At 68.1% G+C, this 19,730-nt stretch carries 18 protein-coding genes; 6 read left to right on the top strand and 12 right to left on the bottom strand.

Annotation, left to right across the window (positions count from 1 at the left end; all coding sequences use genetic code 11):
• Positions 1-36: 36 nt before the first annotated feature.
• Positions 37-1,260: an acetoin utilization protein AcuC gene (locus E5206_RS05745; RefSeq protein WP_136321654.1), complete on the bottom strand. Its 1,224-nt coding sequence runs from the start codon at positions 1,258-1,260 to the stop codon at positions 37-39.
• Between the two features lie 102 nt (positions 1,261-1,362).
• Between E5206_RS05745 and E5206_RS05740 the strand changes: the two genes are divergently transcribed.
• Positions 1,363-2,796: a potassium transporter TrkG gene (locus E5206_RS05740; protein WP_136321653.1), complete on the top strand. Its 1,434-nt coding sequence runs from the start codon at positions 1,363-1,365 to the stop codon at positions 2,794-2,796.
• Positions 2,789-3,475 (top strand): TrkA family potassium uptake protein, encoded by a 687-nt coding sequence (locus tag E5206_RS05735; protein WP_136321652.1) that lies wholly within the window; start codon positions 2,789-2,791, stop codon positions 3,473-3,475. Before E5206_RS05740 ends, E5206_RS05735 begins: the two co-directional genes overlap by 8 nt.
• A gap of 37 nt (positions 3,476-3,512) precedes the next feature.
• Here E5206_RS05735 and proC read toward each other — a convergent pair whose 3' ends face one another.
• From proC to E5206_RS05695, 8 genes are all read right to left on the bottom strand, one after another.
• On the bottom strand, positions 3,513-4,346 hold the full coding sequence (gene proC / locus E5206_RS05730; RefSeq protein WP_136321651.1) for a pyrroline-5-carboxylate reductase: 834 nt from the start codon (positions 4,344-4,346) through the stop codon (positions 3,513-3,515).
• A 425-nt stretch (positions 4,347-4,771) separates the two neighbouring features.
• Positions 4,772-5,131, bottom strand: a complete 360-nt coding sequence (locus E5206_RS05725; protein ID WP_136321650.1) for a YciI family protein — start codon at positions 5,129-5,131, stop codon at positions 4,772-4,774.
• Positions 5,112-6,218 (bottom strand): Ppx/GppA family phosphatase, encoded by a 1,107-nt coding sequence (locus tag E5206_RS05720; protein WP_240689980.1) that lies wholly within the window; start codon positions 6,216-6,218, stop codon positions 5,112-5,114. The genes E5206_RS05725 and E5206_RS05720 overlap by 20 nt, the downstream gene beginning before the upstream one ends.
• An 87-nt stretch (positions 6,219-6,305) precedes the next feature.
• Positions 6,306-6,770: an SseB family protein gene (locus E5206_RS05715; protein WP_136321649.1), complete on the bottom strand. Its 465-nt coding sequence runs from the start codon at positions 6,768-6,770 to the stop codon at positions 6,306-6,308.
• A 118-nt stretch (positions 6,771-6,888) separates the two neighbouring features.
• Positions 6,889-9,627, bottom strand: a complete 2,739-nt coding sequence (gene topA / locus E5206_RS05710) for a type I DNA topoisomerase (RefSeq protein ID WP_136321648.1) — start codon at positions 9,625-9,627, stop codon at positions 6,889-6,891.
• A 159-nt stretch (positions 9,628-9,786) separates the two neighbouring features.
• Positions 9,787-10,482, bottom strand: coding sequence for a winged helix-turn-helix domain-containing protein (locus E5206_RS05705; protein WP_136321647.1), 696 nt, complete (start codon positions 10,480-10,482; stop codon positions 9,787-9,789).
• A gap of 130 nt (positions 10,483-10,612) precedes the next feature.
• Positions 10,613-12,250, bottom strand: a complete 1,638-nt coding sequence (locus tag E5206_RS05700) for a methyltransferase (RefSeq protein ID WP_136321646.1) — start codon at positions 12,248-12,250, stop codon at positions 10,613-10,615.
• A complete protein-coding gene (locus E5206_RS05695) occupies positions 12,247-13,056 on the bottom strand; it encodes a MerR family transcriptional regulator (protein ID WP_136321645.1) in 810 nt (269 codons plus the stop codon). The genes E5206_RS05700 and E5206_RS05695 overlap by 4 nt, the downstream gene beginning before the upstream one ends.
• A gap of 181 nt (positions 13,057-13,237) precedes the next feature.
• Between E5206_RS05695 and E5206_RS05690 the strand changes: the two genes are divergently transcribed.
• Both E5206_RS05690 and E5206_RS05685 read left to right on the top strand, forming a co-directional pair.
• Entirely contained in the window at positions 13,238-13,696 is a 459-nt protein-coding gene (locus E5206_RS05690) for a hypothetical protein (protein WP_136321644.1), read from the top strand.
• An 87-nt stretch (positions 13,697-13,783) separates the two neighbouring features.
• Positions 13,784-14,329 carry a hypothetical protein gene (locus E5206_RS05685; protein WP_136321643.1) on the top strand — a complete coding sequence of 182 codons (546 nt, stop codon included), beginning with the start codon at positions 13,784-13,786 and terminating at the stop codon, positions 14,327-14,329.
• Between the two features lie 61 nt (positions 14,330-14,390).
• Here the strand turns inward: E5206_RS05685 and E5206_RS05680 are convergent, their stop codons facing one another.
• Positions 14,391-15,284 carry a rhodanese-related sulfurtransferase gene (locus E5206_RS05680; protein ID WP_136321642.1) on the bottom strand — a complete coding sequence of 298 codons (894 nt, stop codon included), beginning with the start codon at positions 15,282-15,284 and terminating at the stop codon, positions 14,391-14,393.
• 186 nt (positions 15,285-15,470) lie between these two features.
• Between E5206_RS05680 and E5206_RS05675 the strand changes: the two genes are divergently transcribed.
• Together E5206_RS05675 and E5206_RS05670 are read left to right on the top strand one after the other, a co-directional pair.
• Positions 15,471-16,163 (top strand): GNAT family N-acetyltransferase, encoded by a 693-nt coding sequence (locus tag E5206_RS05675; protein WP_136321641.1) that lies wholly within the window; start codon positions 15,471-15,473, stop codon positions 16,161-16,163.
• 119 nt (positions 16,164-16,282) lie between these two features.
• On the top strand, positions 16,283-18,706 hold the full coding sequence (locus E5206_RS05670; protein WP_240689978.1) for a DEAD/DEAH box helicase: 2,424 nt from the start codon (positions 16,283-16,285) through the stop codon (positions 18,704-18,706).
• A gap of 74 nt (positions 18,707-18,780) precedes the next feature.
• Here the strand turns inward: E5206_RS05670 and E5206_RS05665 are convergent, their stop codons facing one another.
• Positions 18,781-19,110: an Rv3654c family TadE-like protein gene (locus E5206_RS05665; protein WP_240689976.1), complete on the bottom strand. Its 330-nt coding sequence runs from the start codon at positions 19,108-19,110 to the stop codon at positions 18,781-18,783.
• 50 nt (positions 19,111-19,160) lie between these two features.
• Entirely contained in the window at positions 19,161-19,574 is a 414-nt protein-coding gene (locus E5206_RS05660; protein WP_136321639.1) for a TadE family type IV pilus minor pilin, read from the bottom strand.
• Between the last annotated feature and the right edge of the window lie 156 nt (positions 19,575-19,730).

The following is a 19,730-nucleotide window of genomic DNA, read 5'->3' as shown; positions in this document are numbered from 1 at the left end:
TATCGACATATACGCCGGATGGCATCCACTATTTCCTCAGTCGAACCAGGGGTCCAGGCCGTAAAGCGGGAAGACTTCCTTGCGCGTTGCCATCACCGTACGGTCCACTTCGTCGTTGGGATCGAAGCCCACTTCCCAGGAACGCCACCACAGGTCCACGTCGTCCCCCATGAAGTGCGGCGCCTCGACACCGTACTTGGCAAAATAGTGTTCCTTGACATACGTGCGCCAGTCTTCCGGGACCGGGGTGCGGAGCGGGACCGGCCGTCCGGCCGCGATCCCGATCAGGTGGGACCACGAGCGCGGCACCACGGTGATGACGTTGTACCCGCCGCCGCCGGTGGAGATCCAGCGGTTGTCACAGTAGCGCGCGGCGAGGTTGCCGATCGCGGTGGCGGCCTCGCGCTGGCCGTCCACGCTGATGTTCAGGTGCGTGAGCGGATCCAGCCGGTGCGAGTCGCAGCCGTGCTGGCTGACAATGACCTCCGGCTCGAAGGCGCCGATGAGCTGCGGCACGACGGCGTGGAACGCCCGGAGCCAGCCGGAATCCCCCGTGCCGGCGGGGAGCGCCACGTTCACGGCGGTACCCTGAGCGTTCGGGCCGCCGATCTCGTTGGCGTACCCGGTACCGGGGAACAGGGTCAGCCCGGTCTCATGCAGCGAAATCGTCAGCACCCGCGGATCGTCCCAGAAGATGCTTTGTGTGCCGTCGCCGTGGTGGGCGTCGACGTCGACATACGCCACGCGCTGCAGGCCACCGTCGAGCAGCTTCTGGATGGCCAGGGCGGCGTCGTTGTAGATGCAGAAGCCGCTCGCGCGCTCGCGCGCGGCGTGGTGCATGCCTCCGCCGAAGTTCACCGCGCGGACCGCGCTGCCGTCCAGGATTGCGGCGGCCGCCAGCAGGGAGCCGCCGGCCAGCCGGGCGCTGGCCTCGTGCATGCCGGCGAAGGCCGGGTCGTCCTCGGTCCCCAGCCCGCGCTTCAAGTCGGGGGTGTCCGGGTCCGCGCTGACGCGGCGGACTGCAGCGACATATTCCACGCTGTGCACAGTACCCAGTTCCTCGTCGCTGGCCACTTCGGGGGCCGCCACCGTGACGTGGTCCAGATCCAGCAGTCCCAGGCTCCGTGCCAGCCGGGCCGTGAGCTCCATGCGCTCCGGTGCCATCGGGTGGGAGTGGCCGAAGTTGTACGCGGTCATGGCCGGATCCCACACCACCATCGTTGGCAATGCGGTCTGAGCGGGTCCGGGCAGGAATGTCATCCATCACAGGCTACCCGAGCGTGGTGCACCGATCCCCGTCATTGCACGGGGTTTAGTGGTTTACTACTGAAGGAAGCAGTTTCAACCGAGGATAAGCCACACATGACGCAAAGCCAGTCGAGGTCCAAGAGCCCCTCCAGCTGGCACCCCGGCATGCCGGAGCAGGGCGACCTGTGGATTTTCACACGCCTGCGAGACTTCATTGACAACATCGCGAACACCTCGCCGGCCCGCCTCGCGCTGACGACGTTCGGTGTCGTGATCCTGATCTTCACAACCCTCCTCTCGCTCCCGGCGGCCTCCGCGACCGGCCAGCCGACGCCGCTGCACCAGGCCCTGTTCACGGCTGTGTCCGCAGTCTGCGTCACCGGCCTGACCGTCGTCTCCACCGCCGTGTACTGGTCCTTCTTCGGCCAGCTCGTCATCCTGGTCGGCATCTTCGTCGGCGGCCTGGGCACCCTGACCCTGGCGTCGCTGCTGGCCCTGATGGTCAGCAAGAAACTGGGTGTCCGCGGCAAGCTGATCGCCCAGGAGGCCATGAACAATGCCGGGCGGCTGGGCGAGGTGGGTACCCTGCTGCGGATTGTCATCGTCACGTCCGTTGTCATCGAGGGCGTCCTTGCCCTAGCCCTGGTCTCCCGGTTCCTGACGCTTGGGGAAAGCTTCGGCCAGTCCGTATGGCACGGTGTTTTCTACGCGATTTCGGCGTTCAACAACGCCGGTTTCACGCCCCATTCGGACGGCATCGTCCCGTACGAGACGGACCTGTGGATCCTCATCCCCCTGATGGTCGGCGTCTTCCTCGGCAGCCTGGGCTTCCCCGTGGTCATGGTGCTGCAGCAGAACGGCCTCCGGTGGAAGAAATGGAACCTGCACACCAAGCTGACCATCCAGGTTTCCCTCATCCTCCTCGCCGCCGGCGCGGTGCTCTGGGGCCTGATGGAGTGGGAGAACACACGCACCATCGGCACCATGAGCCTCGGCGACAAGATCGTCCACTCGCTTTTCGCCTCGGTGATGACCCGGTCCGGCGGCTTCAACCTGGTGGACCAGAACCATATGGATTCCACCACCATGCTGCTCTCCGACGCCCTCATGTTTGCCGGCGGCGGTTCGGCGTCCACGGCCGGCGGCATCAAGGTGACAACCATCGCCGTGATGTTCCTCGCGATCGTGGCCGAAGCCCGCGGCGACTCCGATGTGAAGATCTACGGGCGCACCATCCCCGAGGGGACCATGCGGGTGGCCATCTCGGTAATCGTTGCCGGTGCCACGCTCGTCTCCGTCTCGGCCTTCCTGCTCCTGCAGATCAGCGGGGCGTCCCTGGACCGGGTCCTCTTTGAAACCATTTCAGCCTTCGCCACGGTGGGCCTCAGCACCAACCTCAGTGCCGAGCTGCCGCCGTCGGGGGTCTATGTCCTCACCGTCCTGATGTTCGCCGGGCGCGTCGGGACCGTCACCCTTGCCGCCGCCCTGGCCCTGCGCCAGCGCAGCCAGCTGTACCACTACCCGGAAGAGAGACCGATCATTGGCTAGTTCCTCAGGCGCCGTCAACCGGCCCGCCCACAACGCCCCCGTGCTGGTGATCGGGCTGGGCCGCTTTGGCGCGTCCACCGCCGAACAGCTGGTCAAGCAGGGCCGCGAAGTGCTCGCCATCGAACGCGACCGGAGCCTGGTGCAGAAATGGGCCAGCGTCCTGACGCACGTCGTGGAGGCGGACGCCACCAACATCGATGCCCTCCGCCAGCTCGGCGCCCAGGAGTTCAGCTCCGCCGTCTGCGGGGTGGGCACCTCGATCGAGTCCTCCGTCCTGATCACGGTGAACCTCGTGGACCTCGGGATCGAACACCTCTGGGTCAAGGCCATCACGCCCTCGCACGGCAAGATCCTGACCCGGATCGGCGCCAACCATGTGATCTACCCGGAGGCCGACGCCGGCGTCCGCGCCGCCCACCTCGTGTCCGGGCGGATGCTGGACTTCATCGAGTTCGACGACGACTTCGCGATCGTCAAGATGTACCCGCCGCGCGAGACCGTGGGCTTCACCCTGGAGGAGTCCAAGGTCCGTTCCAAGTACGGGGTCACGATCGTGGGCGTGAAGTCCCCGGGCGAGGATTTCACCTACGCCCGGCCCGAGACCAAGGTCTCCGCACGGGACATGCTCATCGTTTCGGGCCACGTGGACCTGCTGGAGCGGTTCGCCGCCCGGCCGTAGCGCCCCCGGCACAGTCCCGGGCGTCTCCCCCGCTCCGCTACGCGAGCTGCGTCGTGATCTCCGCGGCGCGGGCCGCGGCGGCGCGGGCGCCGTCGGCGATGATCGCCGGCAGGCCGCGCTCATCGAAGGTGGCAATCGCGCGTTCGGTGGTGCCGTTCGGGCTCGTGACCGCCTTGCGCAGCGCGGCCGGGTCCGCGCCGGGCTCGGTCAGCATGAGGCCGGCTCCGGCGACGGTTTCGCGGGCCAGCAGCATCGACAGCTCCGGGTCCAGGCCCAGTTCGACGCCGGCGGCCGCCATCGCCTCGGCCAGGTAGAACGTGTATGCCGGGCCCGAGCCGCTGATGGCGGACAGCGCGTCCACCTGGGCTTCGGGGACTTCAACGACAGTGCCGACGGCGGACAGGATGTCCTTGGCACGCTGCAGCTGCGCGGCCGAGCAGCTGGTCCCGGGCGAAACTGAGACGACGCCGCGGCCGAGCCTGGCCGGGGTGTTGGGCATGGTGCGGATCACTGGCTGGCCGGCCGGAAGTGCCGCCTCGAGCTGCGCCAGCGACACGGCCGCGGCAACGCTGATGACGATCGTGTCCGGCGAGAGCGAACCGCTGATTTCGCGGGCAAGGTCCGCGATTCCGACGGGCTTGACGCCCAGGATCACGACGTTGGCGCCGGTGGCTGCGTCCTTATTGTTTTCCGGCTCTTCGGCGCCGGCGATGGCGGTGATGCCGTGGTGCCGCTGGGCAAGCTCGGCGGCCCGTTCGGCGCGGCGGACGGTGGCGACAATATCCGCCGGATCGGTGCCCCCGGCGATCAGGCCGCCCAGAATTGCCTCGTTCATTGACCCACAGCCCAGGAATGCGATTCGGTTGCTCATGCCCCCATCATTGCAGTCCGGCCCGATTCACAGCCAGTTCCCATCCTCAGCGCAGCTTCCTCACAAGCTCCGTGGCTAACTTGGAGTTACCTCATTGAGGGTGCGAGTGATACGGCAGTCATGCGGATGGCTGCCCGGCACCGGTGGTCTGCAGCGGGTTTCCCCCCATTTTCCCGCAGCGGGCCGCCGGTGCCTTTGCCGTTTAACGACACACCCGGCGGGAGCGGGCGGGCCGACAGACAGCTTGCCCAAGCCATTGCCAGCCTATGCACAGAAAAAACTCCCCGTATCCCCAAGCCCGGCGTCTAGTTTTGGAAGTGCCTCAACTGGGTGCGAGTGATGAGGGCCGGTTCTTGCGGACCGGCGTGGCGCCGGGCGGTTGCGGAAGGAATTCCCCCAATTCCCTCCGCGGGGCCGCCCGGCGCTTACCCGTTCGAAGCCTCCGTGCCCTGGAGGGGGCGCACCTCGACGGGAAGGGTGGTGGCCCGGGCCAGCTTTCCGGCCCAGGCGAGCGCGGCGTCGAGGTCCTCCGCGTTGATGACGGTGAAGCCACCGAGGTGCTCCTTGCCCTCCGCGAACGGGCCGTCCGTGACCAATACCCCGGTTCCCTGCGGCCGCACGACGGTGGCGGAGTCCGTGGGGTGGAGCCCGGCCGTAAACACCCACGCCCCTGCGGCCTTCATTTCGCGGTTCACGGCATCGACGTCACGCATGATGGGTTCCAGGACTTCCGGAGCGGGGGCGGGACCGGCCGGCTGGTAGATGCTAAGCAGGTACTGCGCCATTCTGGTTTCCTCCTTGGGGATCCGGCCACGGCGCCGGGGTGGCGGAGTGGCCGCGGGACGGGGCAACCCGCGGCCGCACACCGGGCGCCGGGCTTCCGGGTGACTGCAGCTCCGGCGGAGGGGCCTGGAGCACGTGCGGCGCCGGCTCCAGCGGGCCGTCGAAGACCAGTTGGTCCAGCCGGCGGAGAATAAGCCCCTCACGCAGGGCCCAGGGGCAGATTTCCAGGCTCGGGAACCCGAACAGCTCCAGCGCGGCCTCCGCCACCAGGGCTCCTGCCAACAGCTGGGGTCCGCGGGCCTCCGAGACGCCGGGAAGGTGCAGCCGGTCCTCGACCTCCATGGCCGAGATGCGCTGGGCCCATAGCCCCAGGTCAGTGGCGAAGAGCTCCCGCTTGACGTACGGGCCGGCGCCGCTGGGGGCTGCGCCGGCAATCCGGGCCAGCGAGCGGAACGTCTTGGATGTGCCCGCGACGAGGTTGGCCCGGCCGAGCTTCTCGAAGCTGCGTACGGCGGGCTTGAGCGTCGCCCGGATGTAGCGGCGCAGCTCCTTCACGCTTCGGGCCGAGGGCGGATCCTGGGGAAGCCAGTCCCGGGTCAGCCGGCTCGCTCCGAGCGGGACGGACATCGCGAGTTCGGGGAGTTCGTCGTGTCCGTAGGCCATCTCGAAGGAGCCGCCGCCGATGTCGAGGTCCAGAATGGGCCCGGCGCCCCAGCCGTACCAGCGGCGGACGGCGAAGAACGTCATCGATGCCTCTTCGCTGCCGGTGAGCTCCCGGAGCGTGACGGTGGTTTCATGCTTCACCCGGGCGAGCACCGCCGGGCCGTTGGTGGCCTCACGGATGGCCGAGGTACAGAAGGCCAGGAGGTCATCGGCCTTGTGCTTGGCCGCGAATTCCCACGCCTCGAGGACGAATTCGATCAGCTCATGCTGGCCGGCGTCGTTGATGTTGCCGTCCGCGTCGAGGAACTGCACAAGGGACAGCGGGCGTTTGTGCGAGGCGAACGGCACCGGGCGCGCGCCGGGATGGGCGTCGACCAGCAGGAGGTGGACGGTGTTGGAACCGATGTCGAGGACGCCTAGACGCATGCTGTCATTATTCCCCTCAGGGAAGCGGCTGGCCTAACTGCGACGGCAGCCCGGCCCAGTTACGCGGCGGCCGGGCCGGGGCGTGACTCAGGCCTGGCCGCCGTCGTCCGCGGACGGCCCGCCCGGCAGCCCGGCGGAGTCTTCGGTCGGGTGGAAGTCCCGGCGGATGTTGGCTACGCCTTCCGGATCAATTTCGAAGCCGAAGGCGGCACCCGGGTTGATGACCATCCCCAGTTCATCCCCGAGGCTGCCGATGATCGCGGCACCCTGGGTGCCCAGCACGTTGGGGGCGGTCGCCAGGTACTGCCCGGCGACGCGGCTCGGGTGCGAGAACACCGCCAGGACCGGCTGTCCGGAGGAGTTCGCGAGCACCAGCGGTTCGACCTGGGCGTCGGGGCCTTCGAGCACATCGGAGCTGAGCACGTAGACCTCGTTGTTGAGGAAGGCGAGGATGACATCCACCGGGTTGGCATCCGGCTGCTCACCCCGGGCGAGCTTCTCTTCGAGGTCGTTCAGCGGCTGGAGGTCCTTGGGAGCGGGCTGTTCAGTCATGGTCCTACTCGATCACGACCCTGCCCGGGTCCGCAAACGCGAAGTCGCCGGAAGCGTGCGAAGTCGCCGGAAACTCCCGGCGAACCCGCACTCTCCCGGCGACTTCGGTGTGGCTGGACTACTTCTTGGCGGCGGCTTTGCGGACCGGGGCCTTGCGGGCCGTCGTGGTGCGCTTGACCGGGCCCCTCGCGCGCTTCTCGGCGAGGAGTTCGACGGCCTGTTCGCGGGTCAGCTCCTCCAGGGCGGTGCTGCGGGGCACGGTGATGTTGGTGATGCCGTCGGTGATGTACGGGCCGAAGCGGCCTTCCTTCACCACGATGTTCTTCTCCGAGACCGGGTCCGGACCGAACTCGGCCAGCGGCGGCACCGCTGCCCGGGCCCCGCGCTGCTTGGGCTGGGAGTAGATCTCCAGCGCCGCCTCCAGCGTGATGGTGAAGATTTCCTCTTCCGAGCCGATGGACCGGGAATCCGTGCCCTTCTTCAGGTACGGGCCGAACCGGCCGTTCTGTACCGTGATGGGGTTGCCTTCAGCGTCCTGGCCGAGGACCCGGGGCAGGCTCATCAGCTGCAGCGCTTCGTCCAGGGTGATGGTCTCCACGCTCATCGAGGCGAACAGGGACCCGGTCCGCGGCTTGGCTTTGACTGGTTTTTTCGGCGGCTTGGGCTTGCCGTTCTTGTAGTACTCGACCGGCTGGTTGGCGAGCTGTTCCTCGGTCATCTCGGGGATGACCTCGGTGACATAGGCGCCATAGCGGCCGTTCTTGGCGACGACCGTGTGCCCGGTGTGCGGATCGGCGCCGAGCACACGCTCCTCGGGGGCCGCGGTTTCCATCAGCTCGACCGCCTTGGCCGCGGTGAGCTCGTCCGGGGCCAGGTCCTCGGGAACGTTGGCGCGGGCGGATTCAACGAGCTCGCCGGTCTTGGGATCCACCGTCGGGACGGAGCTTTCCAGGTACGGCCCGAATTTGCCGACGCGCAGCGTGATGCCCTCGGTGATGGGAATCGAGTTGATTTCTCGGGCGTCGATCTCGCCAAGGTTGTTGACGATGCTCAGCAGGCCGGGCTCGGAATCCCCGCCGAAGTAGAAGTGCTTGAGCCAGGCGGGTCCGGCAGCCTGGCCGTTGGCGATCTTGTCCAGGTCCGCTTCCATGTCGGCCGTGAACTCATAGTCCACGTAGTCCTTGAAGTGCTGCTCGAGCAGCCGGACCACGGAGAACGCGATCCAGCTGGGGACCAGCGCGGAGCCCTGCTTCCGGACGTAGCCGCGGTCCTGGATCGTGGAGATGGTGGAGGCGTAGGTCGACGGGCGGCCGATGCCCTTCTTTTCGAGTTCCGCGGTCAGCGAGGCTTCGGTGAAGCGCGGCGGCGGGGAGGTCTCGTGCCCGACGGCGACGATCTCCGAGGCGGTCAGCGCGTCGTCCTTGGCGACGTTCGGGAGCCGGCGTGCTTCCTCGGACTCGTCGTCGCCCCGGCTCTCGTCCTTGCCTTCTTCGTAGGCGGCGAGGAAGCCGGGGAAGGTGATGACGGTGCCGGAGGCCGAGAATTCGGCGTCCCGGCCATCGGCCGCCCCGCCTGCGGCCACGGCGCCGAGGCGGATGGTGGCGGTGGATCCCTTGGCATCGGCCATCTGCGAGGCGACGGTCCGCTTCCAGATCAGCTCGTAGAGCCGGAATTCGTCGCCGGAGAGCTGCTTGGCCACCTGGGCCGGGGTGCGGAAGGAGTCACCGGCGGGGCGGATGGCCTCGTGGGCTTCCTGCGCGTTGGCCGCCTTGCCGGTGTAAACCCGCGGCGACGCCGGGACGTACTCGGGGCCGTACAGCTCGGAGGCCTGGCGGCGCGCGGCCGTCACGGCTTCGTTGCTCAGCGCGGAGGAGTCCGTACGCATATAGGTGATGTAGCCGTTTTCGTAGAGCCGCTGGGCCACCTGCATCGTGCTCTTGGAGGTGAAGCGCAGCTTGCGGCCTGCCTCCTGCTGCAGCGTGGAGGTCGTGAACGGTGCTGCCGGGCGGCGGGTGTACGGCTTGGTGTCAACCGAGCGGACGCGGAAATCGGCGTCCTGCAGCCCTGCCGCCAGTGCAGTGGCGAGTTCCTCGTTGACGTGCACAACATTGCGTGAGGTGAGCTCGCCGTTGTCATTGAAGTCGCGGCCGCTGGCCACCTTGGCGCCGTCGACGGCCGCGAGCTTGGCTTTGAAGGAAGCAGTGCCGGCGCCGAACTGGCCCGTGAGGTCCCAGTAGGAGGCGGCCTTGAACGCCATGCGCTCACGCTCGCGGTCGACCACCATGCGGGTCACGACGGACTGGACGCGGCCGGCGGACAGGCCGCGTGCCACCTTGCGCCAGAGCACCGGGGAAATCTCGTAGCCATAGAGCCGGTCCAGCACGCGGCGGGTTTCCTGCGCGTCGACGAGGTCCTGGTCCACATCGCGCAGGTTGTCCATGGCGCGGTGGATGGCTTCCTTGGTGATTTCGCCGAAGGTCATCCGGTAGACCGGGACCTTGGGCTTGAGGACCTCCAGCAGGTGCCACGCGATGGCCTCGCCCTCGCGGTCCCCATCGGTTGCGAGGTAAAGAGCGTCAGCATCCTTGAGCTGGGCCTTGAGCTCGGCGACCTTCTTCTTCTTGTCCGCGGACACCACGTAATAGGGCTTGAAGTCGTTGTCGATGTCGACGGCGAACTTGCCGACCGAGGACTTCTTCAGTTCCGCGGGGAGCTCCGAGGGCTGCGGCAGGTCGCGGATGTGACCGATGGAGGCCTCGACGATGAAGCCCTCGCCGAGGTACTTGGCGATGGTCTTGCTCTTGGCGGGAGACTCTACGATCACGAGTTTCTTGCCGGTTTTGGCCTTGCTTGGCACGGTGCTCCTACAGAAAAAGGTTGCTCGGGCAGATGCGCCCATACCCGCCTAGTTCACCATATTTTGCGGGCTCCCGCGTATTCGGGTGGAAAACCCGCCCCCGCCGCCGTGACGCCCGGAGGTAATGAAACGGGGCATCCTGAGGTCCCGGGGGACGTTTCAGGTGCTGCCGCCGTCGCTCCCCGAAGGGCCGGAAGAGGGGCCGGCGGAGGTGTTGCCGCGGTCATCCGGAATCATCGACCACATGGTCGCCATGCGCTGCGCACCCTCGGGAATGTGGCCGGGGTCCTCGAGCTCATACCCGCGCAACAGCGCGAACAGTTTCTCCGTCAGCTCGGCCCGCTGCTCCGCTGTCAGGTACAGCAGATTGCTGGCCAGCACCACGGAGGACGGGTCCGCCGGTTCACCGCGCTGGCGCCGCCCGCGCTGTTCATCGCGGGACCTGGCGTAGGCCTTGACGCGGCGGCGGAAGGCGTCGAGTTCAAGATCGAGGACCGCGAATTCCGGGCTGGCCACTCCCCCGCCGGAGTTAATGCTGAAGTCCGTGCCGGCGGCTTTCCAGCGCCGTTCGCGGGCGTCCCCCGCGGTGGCCGCGGGCACCACGATGCCCCATTTCTGCAGGGCCCTCAGGTGGTAGCTCATGGCACTGGGAGTCAGCCCGGTCTGGGCGGCGAGTTCGGTGGCGGTCCGGCTGGCCTGGGTGGAATACAGCTCGGAGATGACCTCCAGCCGGGCGGCGTGGGCCAGCGCCCGGATCGCCTTCGGGTCGGTGATTTCCACTTTTTCTTCCGGGCGCTGCCTGCGTTTGGCGGCCGGGGGAACCGGGGGCTCCGCCAGTGGGGATTCTGCATTCACCCCAACAGTCTACCGAGCCGCGCCATACTCTGAAAGAAATGCTTGATACCTGGGATCCGGCTGGCTCTCGGCAGCGCGTGCTGCCGGCCCGGGGGCGGAAGTCAGGGGGCGGAAGTCAGGCGGGCAGCAGTCAGGCGGGCAGCAGGAAGCCGTCGCGGACCAGGTTCCCCACCGCACGCAGGAGCGTGCCCCGGAAAGCCTCCCCGTCGAAGTCCTCGCCGCCGCCGAGCAGCGACTCGAGGGCACCGATGATCTGCCCGGCGGACAGCTCGCCGTCGCACGCCGAGACAAAGCCGGCCAGTTCGGTGCTCAGCAGGTTGGTGCGGCGCAGCCCGGCGCCCTGGCGCAGCAGTATGACGCCGGGGTGCTCGGCTCCGGGCCGCTGGTGCCGCTCCTCGGTAACATCGTCGGCGACGAGCAGGTGCGTGGCCTCGAGATCGTGGCCGGCCAGCCAGTCGGCGCGTTCGACGGCGGCCCCCAGATGCGGTCCCACGGGCTGCTCGATCGGATACGTGATCTCCTCGAAGCGGGAGATCACCGGGCCCTTTCCTGATATTGGGCGCCGCAGCCAGATCATGCCGAAGCCGATGGCCTCGACACCCCGGGAGGCGAAGTCGTCCAGGTAGGCGGCGTAGGAGTCCTGGTAGAGACGGCGGTCGCGGGCCTCGGAGGCGTCCTGCAGCCAGGTCTCGGCGTATTGTTCCGGCCCTACCTGCTCGCGCTGGATGAACCACACATCGATGTCGGGACCCACCCAGCTTTGCGGCCGTTCGGCCCAGCCCGCCCCCGCCGGGATCTCCCAGTTGCCCAGGAGCTGTGCTGTTCCGCCCGGGGCCAGGACCGAGGGCAGCGCCCGGACCAGCGAGGCGACAATGTCGTCCCCCGGGAGGCCGCCGTCGCGGTAGGTGAACTGGTCCGTGGCTGCCTCGCCGGCGCTGCGGGGCGTGATCACGAACGGCGGGTTGGAAACGACGAGTTCGAACTCCTCGCCCGCGACCGGTTCCAGCAGGGACCCCAGCCGCAGGCTCACCCGGCTGTCCAGGTCGGCCGGGTCCAGGTCCAGGGCGGCGGCGTTGAGGGCCAGGTTGAACCGGGTGAAGGCCAGTGCGCGTTCGGAGATGTCCGTTGCCGTCACGTGGTCGGCATGGTGCAGCAGGTGGAAGGTCTGGATGCCGCAGCCGGTGCCTAGATCGAGGGCCCGGGCCACGTGCCGGCGGGCGGTGACCTGCACCAGGGTGGTGGACGCCTGCCCGATGCCCAGCACGTGGTCGTGGCGGAGGACGCCGGGGCGCTGGTGGGCGGCGAGATCGCTGGCCACCCACAGATCCGCGCCGCCGCTGCCGGCTCCGGCTTCCCCTGCGGCCTCTTCCCAGCCGTACGGCCGTAGGTCCGCCTTCGCCTGGACCAGGCCCTCCCCGGCCGGCTCCACGAGGCCCAGGTCCAGCAGGCCTTCGGTGCGGATGCCTGGCAGGGCGGCGTCGAGAGTCTCGTCCCGCTGCGGTTCGGCCAGCAGCCACAGGCGTACGACGGCGGCGAGCGCCGCCGTCGCCGCCTCACCCTTTCGGGCATGCCCGGTGACTATCAGCGCGGGGATGAGCTGGTCCCGGCTGAGGGCGGAGTGGGCGGCGTCACCGAGCAGCTCCGCTACTCCGTCCACCGTGTAGCCGATGGCGTGCAGGTCCGTGGCCAGTGCCCCGAGCAGCCCGGGAAGGTCGCTGCGGGGAGCGTCGGGGGTGTTGCCGGCCGTGAAGTGCGTTGAGGGAGTCACCGGGTAAGTTTAGTCTCCGCATGCTCAGGGTCCGGCTGGAGGTGCTTCTCCGCGTAGATCCGAAGGGCATCGCGGACGAAGGCAGCCCCGGCCTCGCCGCCGTAGTTCGCGCTGAAGCGGGGATCGGCCACGTACATCTCGCCGAGGCCGGTCACGTACCCTTTGATATCGCTGTTGCTGCCTGTGGCGTGGGCCGCGGCCGGAGTCCCCGGAATGCCGGTGAGCCATTCGACCTGCCGCCTGGCCAGCTCCTGTGCCTCGTCGCTGTCCGCCGCGGCGCCGGATTCGGCCGCCGCGGTCCAGTCGCTCCCCAGCTGCCGGCTGCGCTGCTTCCAGGCGTCTTTCTCCCCGGGGCCCATTCCACGCCACCAGGCGTCACTCCTGGCATACGCGTCCTTGCCCCAGCGGCCCTCCACCTCCGCCCGGTAGCGGGTGTGGTCAAAGCCATCAAACATCTTCTCCGCCATGATTCCTCCGCCTTCTTTCACTGCCTCAAGGGTCCGCCGGACCGAGTCGATCTGCCGGGCCAGCCGGTCCTGTTCCTGCCTCAGCCACTCGAGGTGGCGGCCCAGCGCCTTTGCCGCATCCGGTTCGTCGCCGAGGGCCCGGGCGATGGCCGGCAAGCCCAGCCCGAGTTCACGAAGGAGCAGGATCCGCTGCAAACGCACCAAGGCTGCCTGGTCGTAGTGGCGGTAGCCGTTGTCACCGGTGCGGCTAGGCTTGAGCAGCCCAATGTCGTCATAGTGGCGCAGGGTCCGGCTCGTGGTGCCGGCGATCTTCGCGATCTGCTGCACGGACCAGTCCACGGTTCCTCCCTCACGTCTTGCTTGCCGGGGTCTGCCATTGCCTGCCCCGTACTCCGACTTTAAAGGTTGACGCCGCGTCAAGGTCAAGGGATGCCGGATACCGGGTCCCCCGGGCCGGCGGTCCCGTCCGTACGTGCCCCGGCGGGGCCGGCGGTCTCTCCTGACGCGGTAAGTTGGAGGAATGCTTCTTCTTTCCTCCGGTCCGCTGGGCCCACGTGCTCTGCGGCGGCTTCTCGCCGGCGCGACGGCCGGTGCCGCCGTCATCCTGGCCGCAACGGCGTGTTCTCCGGCAGGGTCCATTGAATCCGCCGACGTCCCGGCCTGGAAGGCCACCGCGCTGCCCTCCGCGAGCGGCGTTGTGCTGGAGGATGCTGGCAGGATCCTCAACCGGGATCCGATCGTCAAGGACGCGTCCGGCGTGCCGGCCGGCAGTTACACCCTGACCGTAAGCTGTGACGGCGGCGGCAAGATGTTCTTCACCGTCTCCCTTGACGGCCGGCGGCTGACCGAGGCTGGGGCGGCCTGCAACAGCAGCCGCGAAACGGCCAGGGTCACCGTTCCCACGACGGGCACGGTCCGGATCAGCGCCGAGAGCGTGGACCCGCCGCTGATCTACGCCTACCATCTGGCCTCCCAATAGTGCTGTCCCCATTCCTGCTTGGCGCCCGGGCCGTCGCCCGGATCCGGGCCTCTGGCCTTTCGCACGGGGCGGGCTTAAAGTCGGGGTATGCCCCCTGGGCCGGTAACGAAGGTGCCGCGGCAACGCACCGCGGCGTCCGCCGTCGTGCTTTCCGTTGCACTGTTTCTGGCCTCGGTCCTGAGCGGCTGCGAGTATCAGTACCCGGACGGCCACTGGAACGATGACACGCCGACTGCGTCGGTGCCGCCTGCCACGGATGCGGCCCTGCCGCAGGATCCCGGGCTGCGCCGGCCCGTTACCGGAGCGGAGCTGGACGCATGGGCCAGGCAGGTCCTGCCCGAGGCCCAGGGGCAGGTGTTCCACACGGGCTACGGCTCACTGGATCCCGGCGTCCCCCGGAGCGAGACCACCACCCCGCTGCCCCAGGGCAGCTATTCCCTGACACTGGCGTGCCGGAGCAGCACGAGCGTGTCCTTCATCGTCAGCGACATCGAGAACGATCTGGTGGACCTGAGCCTGCGGTGCGGGACTTCGCGGGTGAACGTGATCTATCTGTCCGCCGATGCGGTCCTCACCGTCACGGTCAACGCGGATGCGCCGGCAAACTTCGCCTACCGGGTGACCCGGATCTGACACCGGTCCGGCCAGGCTGGCGCCGCGGTTCAGGCCGTGGCGGTTTAGCCAGCGACGGGAATCAGGCCGCGCAGCCTTCCGGGCAGCGCAGCGTCTCCGGGCTGGCGGCGCACTCCGCGCAGTAGAGCGTCAGGGTCCGGCAGCTGGGGTTGGAGCAGTTCTCGAACTTGCTGGTGGGGGCCGTGCAGCGGACGCATTCGCCGATGGTCCTTGCGTCCTCGCTGAATTCGAGGTGCATGCGCTTGTCGAAGACGTAGAGCGACCCCTCCCACAGCCCCTGGTCCTTGAAGGCCTCGCCGTAGCGGACAATGCCGCCGTCGAGCTGGTAGACCTCCTTGAAGCCGCGGTTCACCATCAGGCTGGAGAGCACTTCGCAGCGGATGCCGCCGGTGCAGTACGTGACAACCGGCTTGTCTTTGAGCGAGTCGTACTTGCCGGAGTCGAGCTCCTTGATGAAGTCGTGGGTGGTGGCGACGTCGGGGACGATCGCGTCCTTGAACTTCCCGATCTGGGCCTCGAAGCCGTTGCGTCCGTCGAAGAACACGACCTCGTCGCCGGCTTCCCTTTTGGCCTCCACGAGGCGGTGAAGTTCCTCGGGCTTGAGATGCGTGCCGCCGCCCACGACACCGTTGCCGTCCACCCTGAGCTCGCCCGGGGCGCCGAAGGACACGATCTCGTCGCGGACCTTGACACTCAGCCGGGGGAAGTCCTCCGCACCGCCGTCGGACCACTTCACGTCGATGCCGTGGAAGCCCTTGTATTCACGTGTGGTCTTGACGTACTGCTTGACGGCCTTGATCTCGCCGCCGACGGTCGCGTTGATGCCGTCCTTGGAGATGAGGATGCGGCCGGTCAGCCCGAGTTTCTCGCACAGGGCGCGCTGCCAGAGCCGGACGGCGTCCGGGTCCGGGAGAGGAGTAAAGCCGTAGAAGAGCACAATCCGATTCAAAGCCACGTATTTAAGGGTACTTGGTGCAGCGGCGACGGGCTTCTTCCGGGTGCGTCGCCCAGCACCGACCGGTCCTGGCTGGCTTCCCGGGCCTCGGGGCCGGCCGGCCGCAACAGTCACAATTCCGTAAGCAAGCAAGGATCCCGGACCCGCCCCCTGTTGCTTGTGGCGGGGCTGGAATACGCTCATCACATGAGTCTTGAGGCCATGGTTGAGGACACCGCCCACCTGCTGGAAGTCTGGGTTGCCGGCTGGGCCGGTTGCCGGGGCTATGAGACGCGCAAGGAGGGCCGATTCCCTGCGGCGCTGCGCGCAGACACAACCCATGACTGGGAATATTTCGCCCATGACCCCTCCGATGCCGAGTTTGCGGAGCTGGCGGCGAAGACGGCCGAGGTGCCGGCCAGGATCCTCACGGTCCTCACCAACGACGTGGCGCGATACACGTTCCTGGCGCAGAAACACGGGCTGAACGTCACCTCGGCGTCCCAGACCATGATGATCGTGGACATGGAGACCCAGGATTCCGAAGACCCCTGGCTTTCCGATGAGAGCCTGAACCTGGTGACCTCCAAAGTCAACGGCGTCCACCACGCCGTCGTCCAGGCCGGCGAGGAGCTGGCCGCCAGCGGCCAGGTTTTTGTGGCGGACCACACGGCCATCTTTGACAAGATCGTGACGGAGCCCGACTACCAGCGCCGCGGACTGGGCAGCTTCATCATGAAGGCACTCGCGGCCCTGGCCTTCGAGCACGACGTCGAAACCGGGCTGCTGCTGGCCTCGCTGGACGGTCAGAAGCTGTACTCGCATCTGGGTTGGAGCACGGTGTGCCATGTGCTGATGCTGACCGCCTCGGACGAAGGCACCGATCTGTCGGTGGGCTGACGTCTGCCCCGCTCCGGGACTCTGTTGCACGGGCAGCGCTTGCATGGGCCGTGCCCGGACGGTGTTTGCCCTGTCCCTGTTTGCCCGGGCGGTTTGGGGCCGGGTGAAACAATGTACAAGTGAACCCACATGAATCCCTGATTCCGTTGCTGGGCCGCGGCCCGGACCCGGAACAGCTGCGACATGTGCGCACCATCCCGGCCCGGGAGGCCCTGCACGCGCCGTGGCCCGAGTGGGCCCACCCCGATCTGGTGAACGCTTACGGCTCGCTCGGCATCCACGAGCCGTACCGACACCAGATCCGGGCCGCCGAGCTGGCCCACGCCGGGGAGAACGTGGTGATCGCCACCGGGACTGCCTCCGGCAAGTCACTGGCCTACCAGCTGCCCGCGCTGGATGCGATCCACCGTTCCGAACTCCGGGTCCTGGCCGAGCCGGGCAAGATCCACGACGACGGTGCCGTGACCCTCTACTTGTCCCCCACCAAGGCTCTGGCGGCCGACCAGCTGGCCGCCATCCGGGCGCTCAAGCTGCCCACCGTCCGGGCCGAAACCTACGATGGCGATACCGACCCCGCATCCCGCCGCTGGATCCGGGATCACGCGAACTTCATCCTGGCCAACCCTGACATGCTGCACTTTGGGATCCTCCCCAACCACGCCTGGTGGGCCCGGTTCTTCCGGCGGCTCCGCTATGTGATCGTGGACGAAGCCCACAGTTATCGTGGCGTTTTCGGATCCCATGTGGCGAACCTGATGCGCCGGCTGCGCCGGATCTGCGCCTACTACAGCCCCGGCACCTCCCATCCCGGGCCCGTGTTCATCGCGGCGTCCGCCACGGCATCCGAGCCGGGGGCCTCTTTCGGCCGGCTCATCGGGGCCCCGGTCCGTGCGGTGTCCGAGGATTCCTCGCCGCACGGCTCCACGACGGTCGCCTTCTGGGAGCCGGCGCTGACGGAGCTGCGGGGTGAGAACGGCGCCAGAGAGCGCCGGACCGCCGTGGCCGAAACAGCGGACCTGCTGGCCAATCTGGTGTCCTCTCGGGTCCGGACCATAGCCTTCATCAAATCCCGCCGCGGGGCCGAGACGATTTCTTCCATCGCCAAGCGCCTCCTGGACGAAGTGGACCCGAGCCTGCCCCAGCGCGTGGCGGCCTACCGCTCCGGCTACCTGCCGGAGGAGCGGCGGGCTTTGGAGAAATCGTTGCGCTCCGGCGAACTGCTGGGCGTGTCCAGCACCTCCGCCCTGGAACTCGGCATCGATATCTCCGGGCTGGACGCCGTGCTGGTCGCCGGCTGGCCGGGCACCCGCGCATCGTTGTTCCAGCAGATCGGCCGCGCGGGCCGCGCCGGCCAGGATGCCATCGCCGCCTTCGTGGCGAGCGATGACCCGTTGGACACCTACCTGGTGAACCACCCGGAGGCCATCTTCGATGTCTCAGTGGAGGCCACGGTCTTCGATCCCTCCAATCCCTATGTGCTGGGCCCGCACCTCTGCGCCGCCGCCGCGGAACTGCCGCTGGGGTACGCGGAACTTGGGCTGTTCGGCGGCACTGCCGAGAAGCTGCTGGGCCAACTGGTGGCGCAGGGCTACCTCCGAAAGCGTCCAGCCGGGTGGTTCTGGACGCACCCGCAAAGCGCCGCAGCCATGGTGAACCTGAGGGCCGACGGCGGCGGCCCGGTGAGCATCGTCGATGCCGACACCGGCTCCCTGCTCGGCACCATGGATTCGCCCCAGACGCACTATCAGGCCCACACCGGCGCCATCTATGTCCATCAAGGGGACAGCTACGTCGTGGAGGATCTGAACGAGGATGACCACTGCGTCGTGGTGCGCCGGGCCAATCCGGATTACTACACGACCGCCCGGGACGTGACCCAGATCGAGGTGCTGGACACCCAGCGCACCACCCGGTGGGGCGACGTCGCCGTGCATTTCGGGGACGTGAAGGTGACGACACAGGTGGTCTCCTTCCAGCGCAAGGCACTGATCTCAAATGAGATTCTGGGAGAAGAACCGCTGCAACTGGGAGCCAGGGAGCTGTTCACCAAGGCCGTCTGGTTCGTGATGGACAACCGTACGCTGACGGGCGCCGGGCTGATCGAGGCGCAGTTCCCCGGCGCCCTGCACGCGGCCGAGCACGCGGCCATCGGTCTGCTGCCGCTCGTGGCCTCCAGCGACCGCTGGGACATCGGCGGAGTATCCACGGCCATCCACGCCGACACCGGAGTGCCGACCATCTTCGTGTACGACGGCCATCCCGGCGGCGCCGGCTTCGCCGAACGAGGCTATGACAAGGCCCGGGTCTGGCTGTCCGCCACCCGCGACGCGATCAAGGCCTGCGAATGCGAGTCCGGCTGCCCATCCTGTGTGCAGTCACCCAAGTGCGGCAACAAGAACAACCCGCTGGACAAGGGCGCCGCCGTCACTCTGATCGACGTGCTGCTCAGGGATGCCACCGAACTGATGGGTGCCGGCCCGGGTGAGGCCGGGCCGAACGACCTGGACCACCCCGCTCACGCCCGCCCCACGCTCCAGGCCTGAGCCGGCACCCAACTAAGGCACTCAGGACCAGGAAATCAATGCCAGGAATGTGGGGCCGGACAGACGTGGCGCGCCTACGGGTACGGCCCCGTGGCTTGGTCCGGCGGGGGGCCTGCCCTCGCCTGCCCCGTGGCCGTCCCGAGGATGGTCCCCGCGCTGAGTTCGGTACGGACCAGTACCGTGCCGTCTGGACCTTCCACGCAGCTCAGGATCCGCGCGGCGTTCCGGCGCGCAACCTCCTCCGCAACGACGCACGGCTCGCCTACGGTGATTCCCCGGGCCGCGTCCGCAGCCGCCAGCGCTGCCAGATCAGCGGCTGCCGCTGCCCGGGATGCCATCACGGCAGATTGCGACAGGAGTACGGTCGCTGCCGTCGCCATGAGGACAACCAGGCCAAGCGCCATAGCCAGCACTGTGCCCGATCCGAGCTCTGAGCCGCGCCGCGGCCGAAGGTTCATGCGGGCCACCCCAGAGTTCGCGAGTAAAACCCGTCTATGAGGACGAGCGCGGGCGAGTCAGACGACTCTCCGCGCGCCCATGCCCGGGCGGACAAGGTCCAGGGAATCAGCGAACCCACAGCCCCGGCCACCCTGCCGGAGACCCTGACGGCGAGCCATTCCCCATCGGATTCCACAGCCGACGTGGCCGACCCGCCGGCGAGCCGCCGGACAATCCCGTCAACGGCGGCAGCGTCGTCGCCCCTGGCCAAGGCCCTCGCACCTGCCCGGGCCGCCTCCTCCAGGCGGAGCTGCGTCACGCCCGCTGCCGAGCCCGCGAGCAACAGTGCAAGCAGCAACAGCACAGCAGGTAACGCCACGGCGAACTCGGCCGTTACCGCGCCTCGGCATGATTCGTTTCGATGGCACATCCGGGCCCAGGCACGGGTGGGCACCGGTGGGGCTGCCGATCCGGGGGAGGCCCGTCGGGTAGCCCCAAGGCTCCGGCCGGAAATGGTCTCAGCCGCGGCGCATCGGAGGAAGTGCCCTTTGCGTGGCCCGCGGCCTCCACCCTCTGCTTCCCTCCA

It is taken from the genome of Arthrobacter sp. PAMC25564 (assembly GCF_004798705.1).
Taxonomy (GTDB): domain Bacteria; phylum Actinomycetota; class Actinomycetes; order Actinomycetales; family Micrococcaceae; genus Arthrobacter.
This window is presented reverse-complemented; position numbering and strand designations above follow the sequence as displayed.

Coding starts and splice junctions, on each gene's coding strand:
- E5206_RS05745 (WP_136321654.1), bottom strand. CDS start 1,260: ATGACATTCCTGCCCGGACCCGCTCAGACCGCATTGCCAACGATGGTG.
- E5206_RS05740 (WP_136321653.1), top strand. CDS start 1,363: ATGACGCAAAGCCAGTCGAGGTCCAAGAGCCCCTCCAGCTGGCACCCC.
- proC (WP_136321651.1), bottom strand. CDS start 4,346: ATGAGCAACCGAATCGCATTCCTGGGCTGTGGGTCAATGAACGAGGCA.
- E5206_RS05725 (WP_136321650.1), bottom strand. CDS start 5,131: ATGGCGCAGTACCTGCTTAGCATCTACCAGCCGGCCGGTCCCGCCCCC.
- E5206_RS05720 (WP_240689980.1), bottom strand. CDS start 6,218: ATGCGTCTAGGCGTCCTCGACATCGGTTCCAACACCGTCCACCTCCTG.
- E5206_RS05715 (WP_136321649.1), bottom strand. CDS start 6,770: ATGACTGAACAGCCCGCTCCCAAGGACCTCCAGCCGCTGAACGACCTC.
- E5206_RS05690 (WP_136321644.1), top strand. CDS start 13,238: ATGCTTCTTCTTTCCTCCGGTCCGCTGGGCCCACGTGCTCTGCGGCGG.
- E5206_RS05685 (WP_136321643.1), top strand. CDS start 13,784: ATGCCCCCTGGGCCGGTAACGAAGGTGCCGCGGCAACGCACCGCGGCG.
- E5206_RS05675 (WP_136321641.1), top strand. CDS start 15,471: ATGAGTCTTGAGGCCATGGTTGAGGACACCGCCCACCTGCTGGAAGTC.
- E5206_RS05665 (WP_240689976.1), bottom strand. CDS start 19,110: ATGGCGCTTGGCCTGGTTGTCCTCATGGCGACGGCAGCGACCGTACTC.
- E5206_RS05660 (WP_136321639.1), bottom strand. CDS start 19,574: ATGTGCCATCGAAACGAATCATGCCGAGGCGCGGTAACGGCCGAGTTC.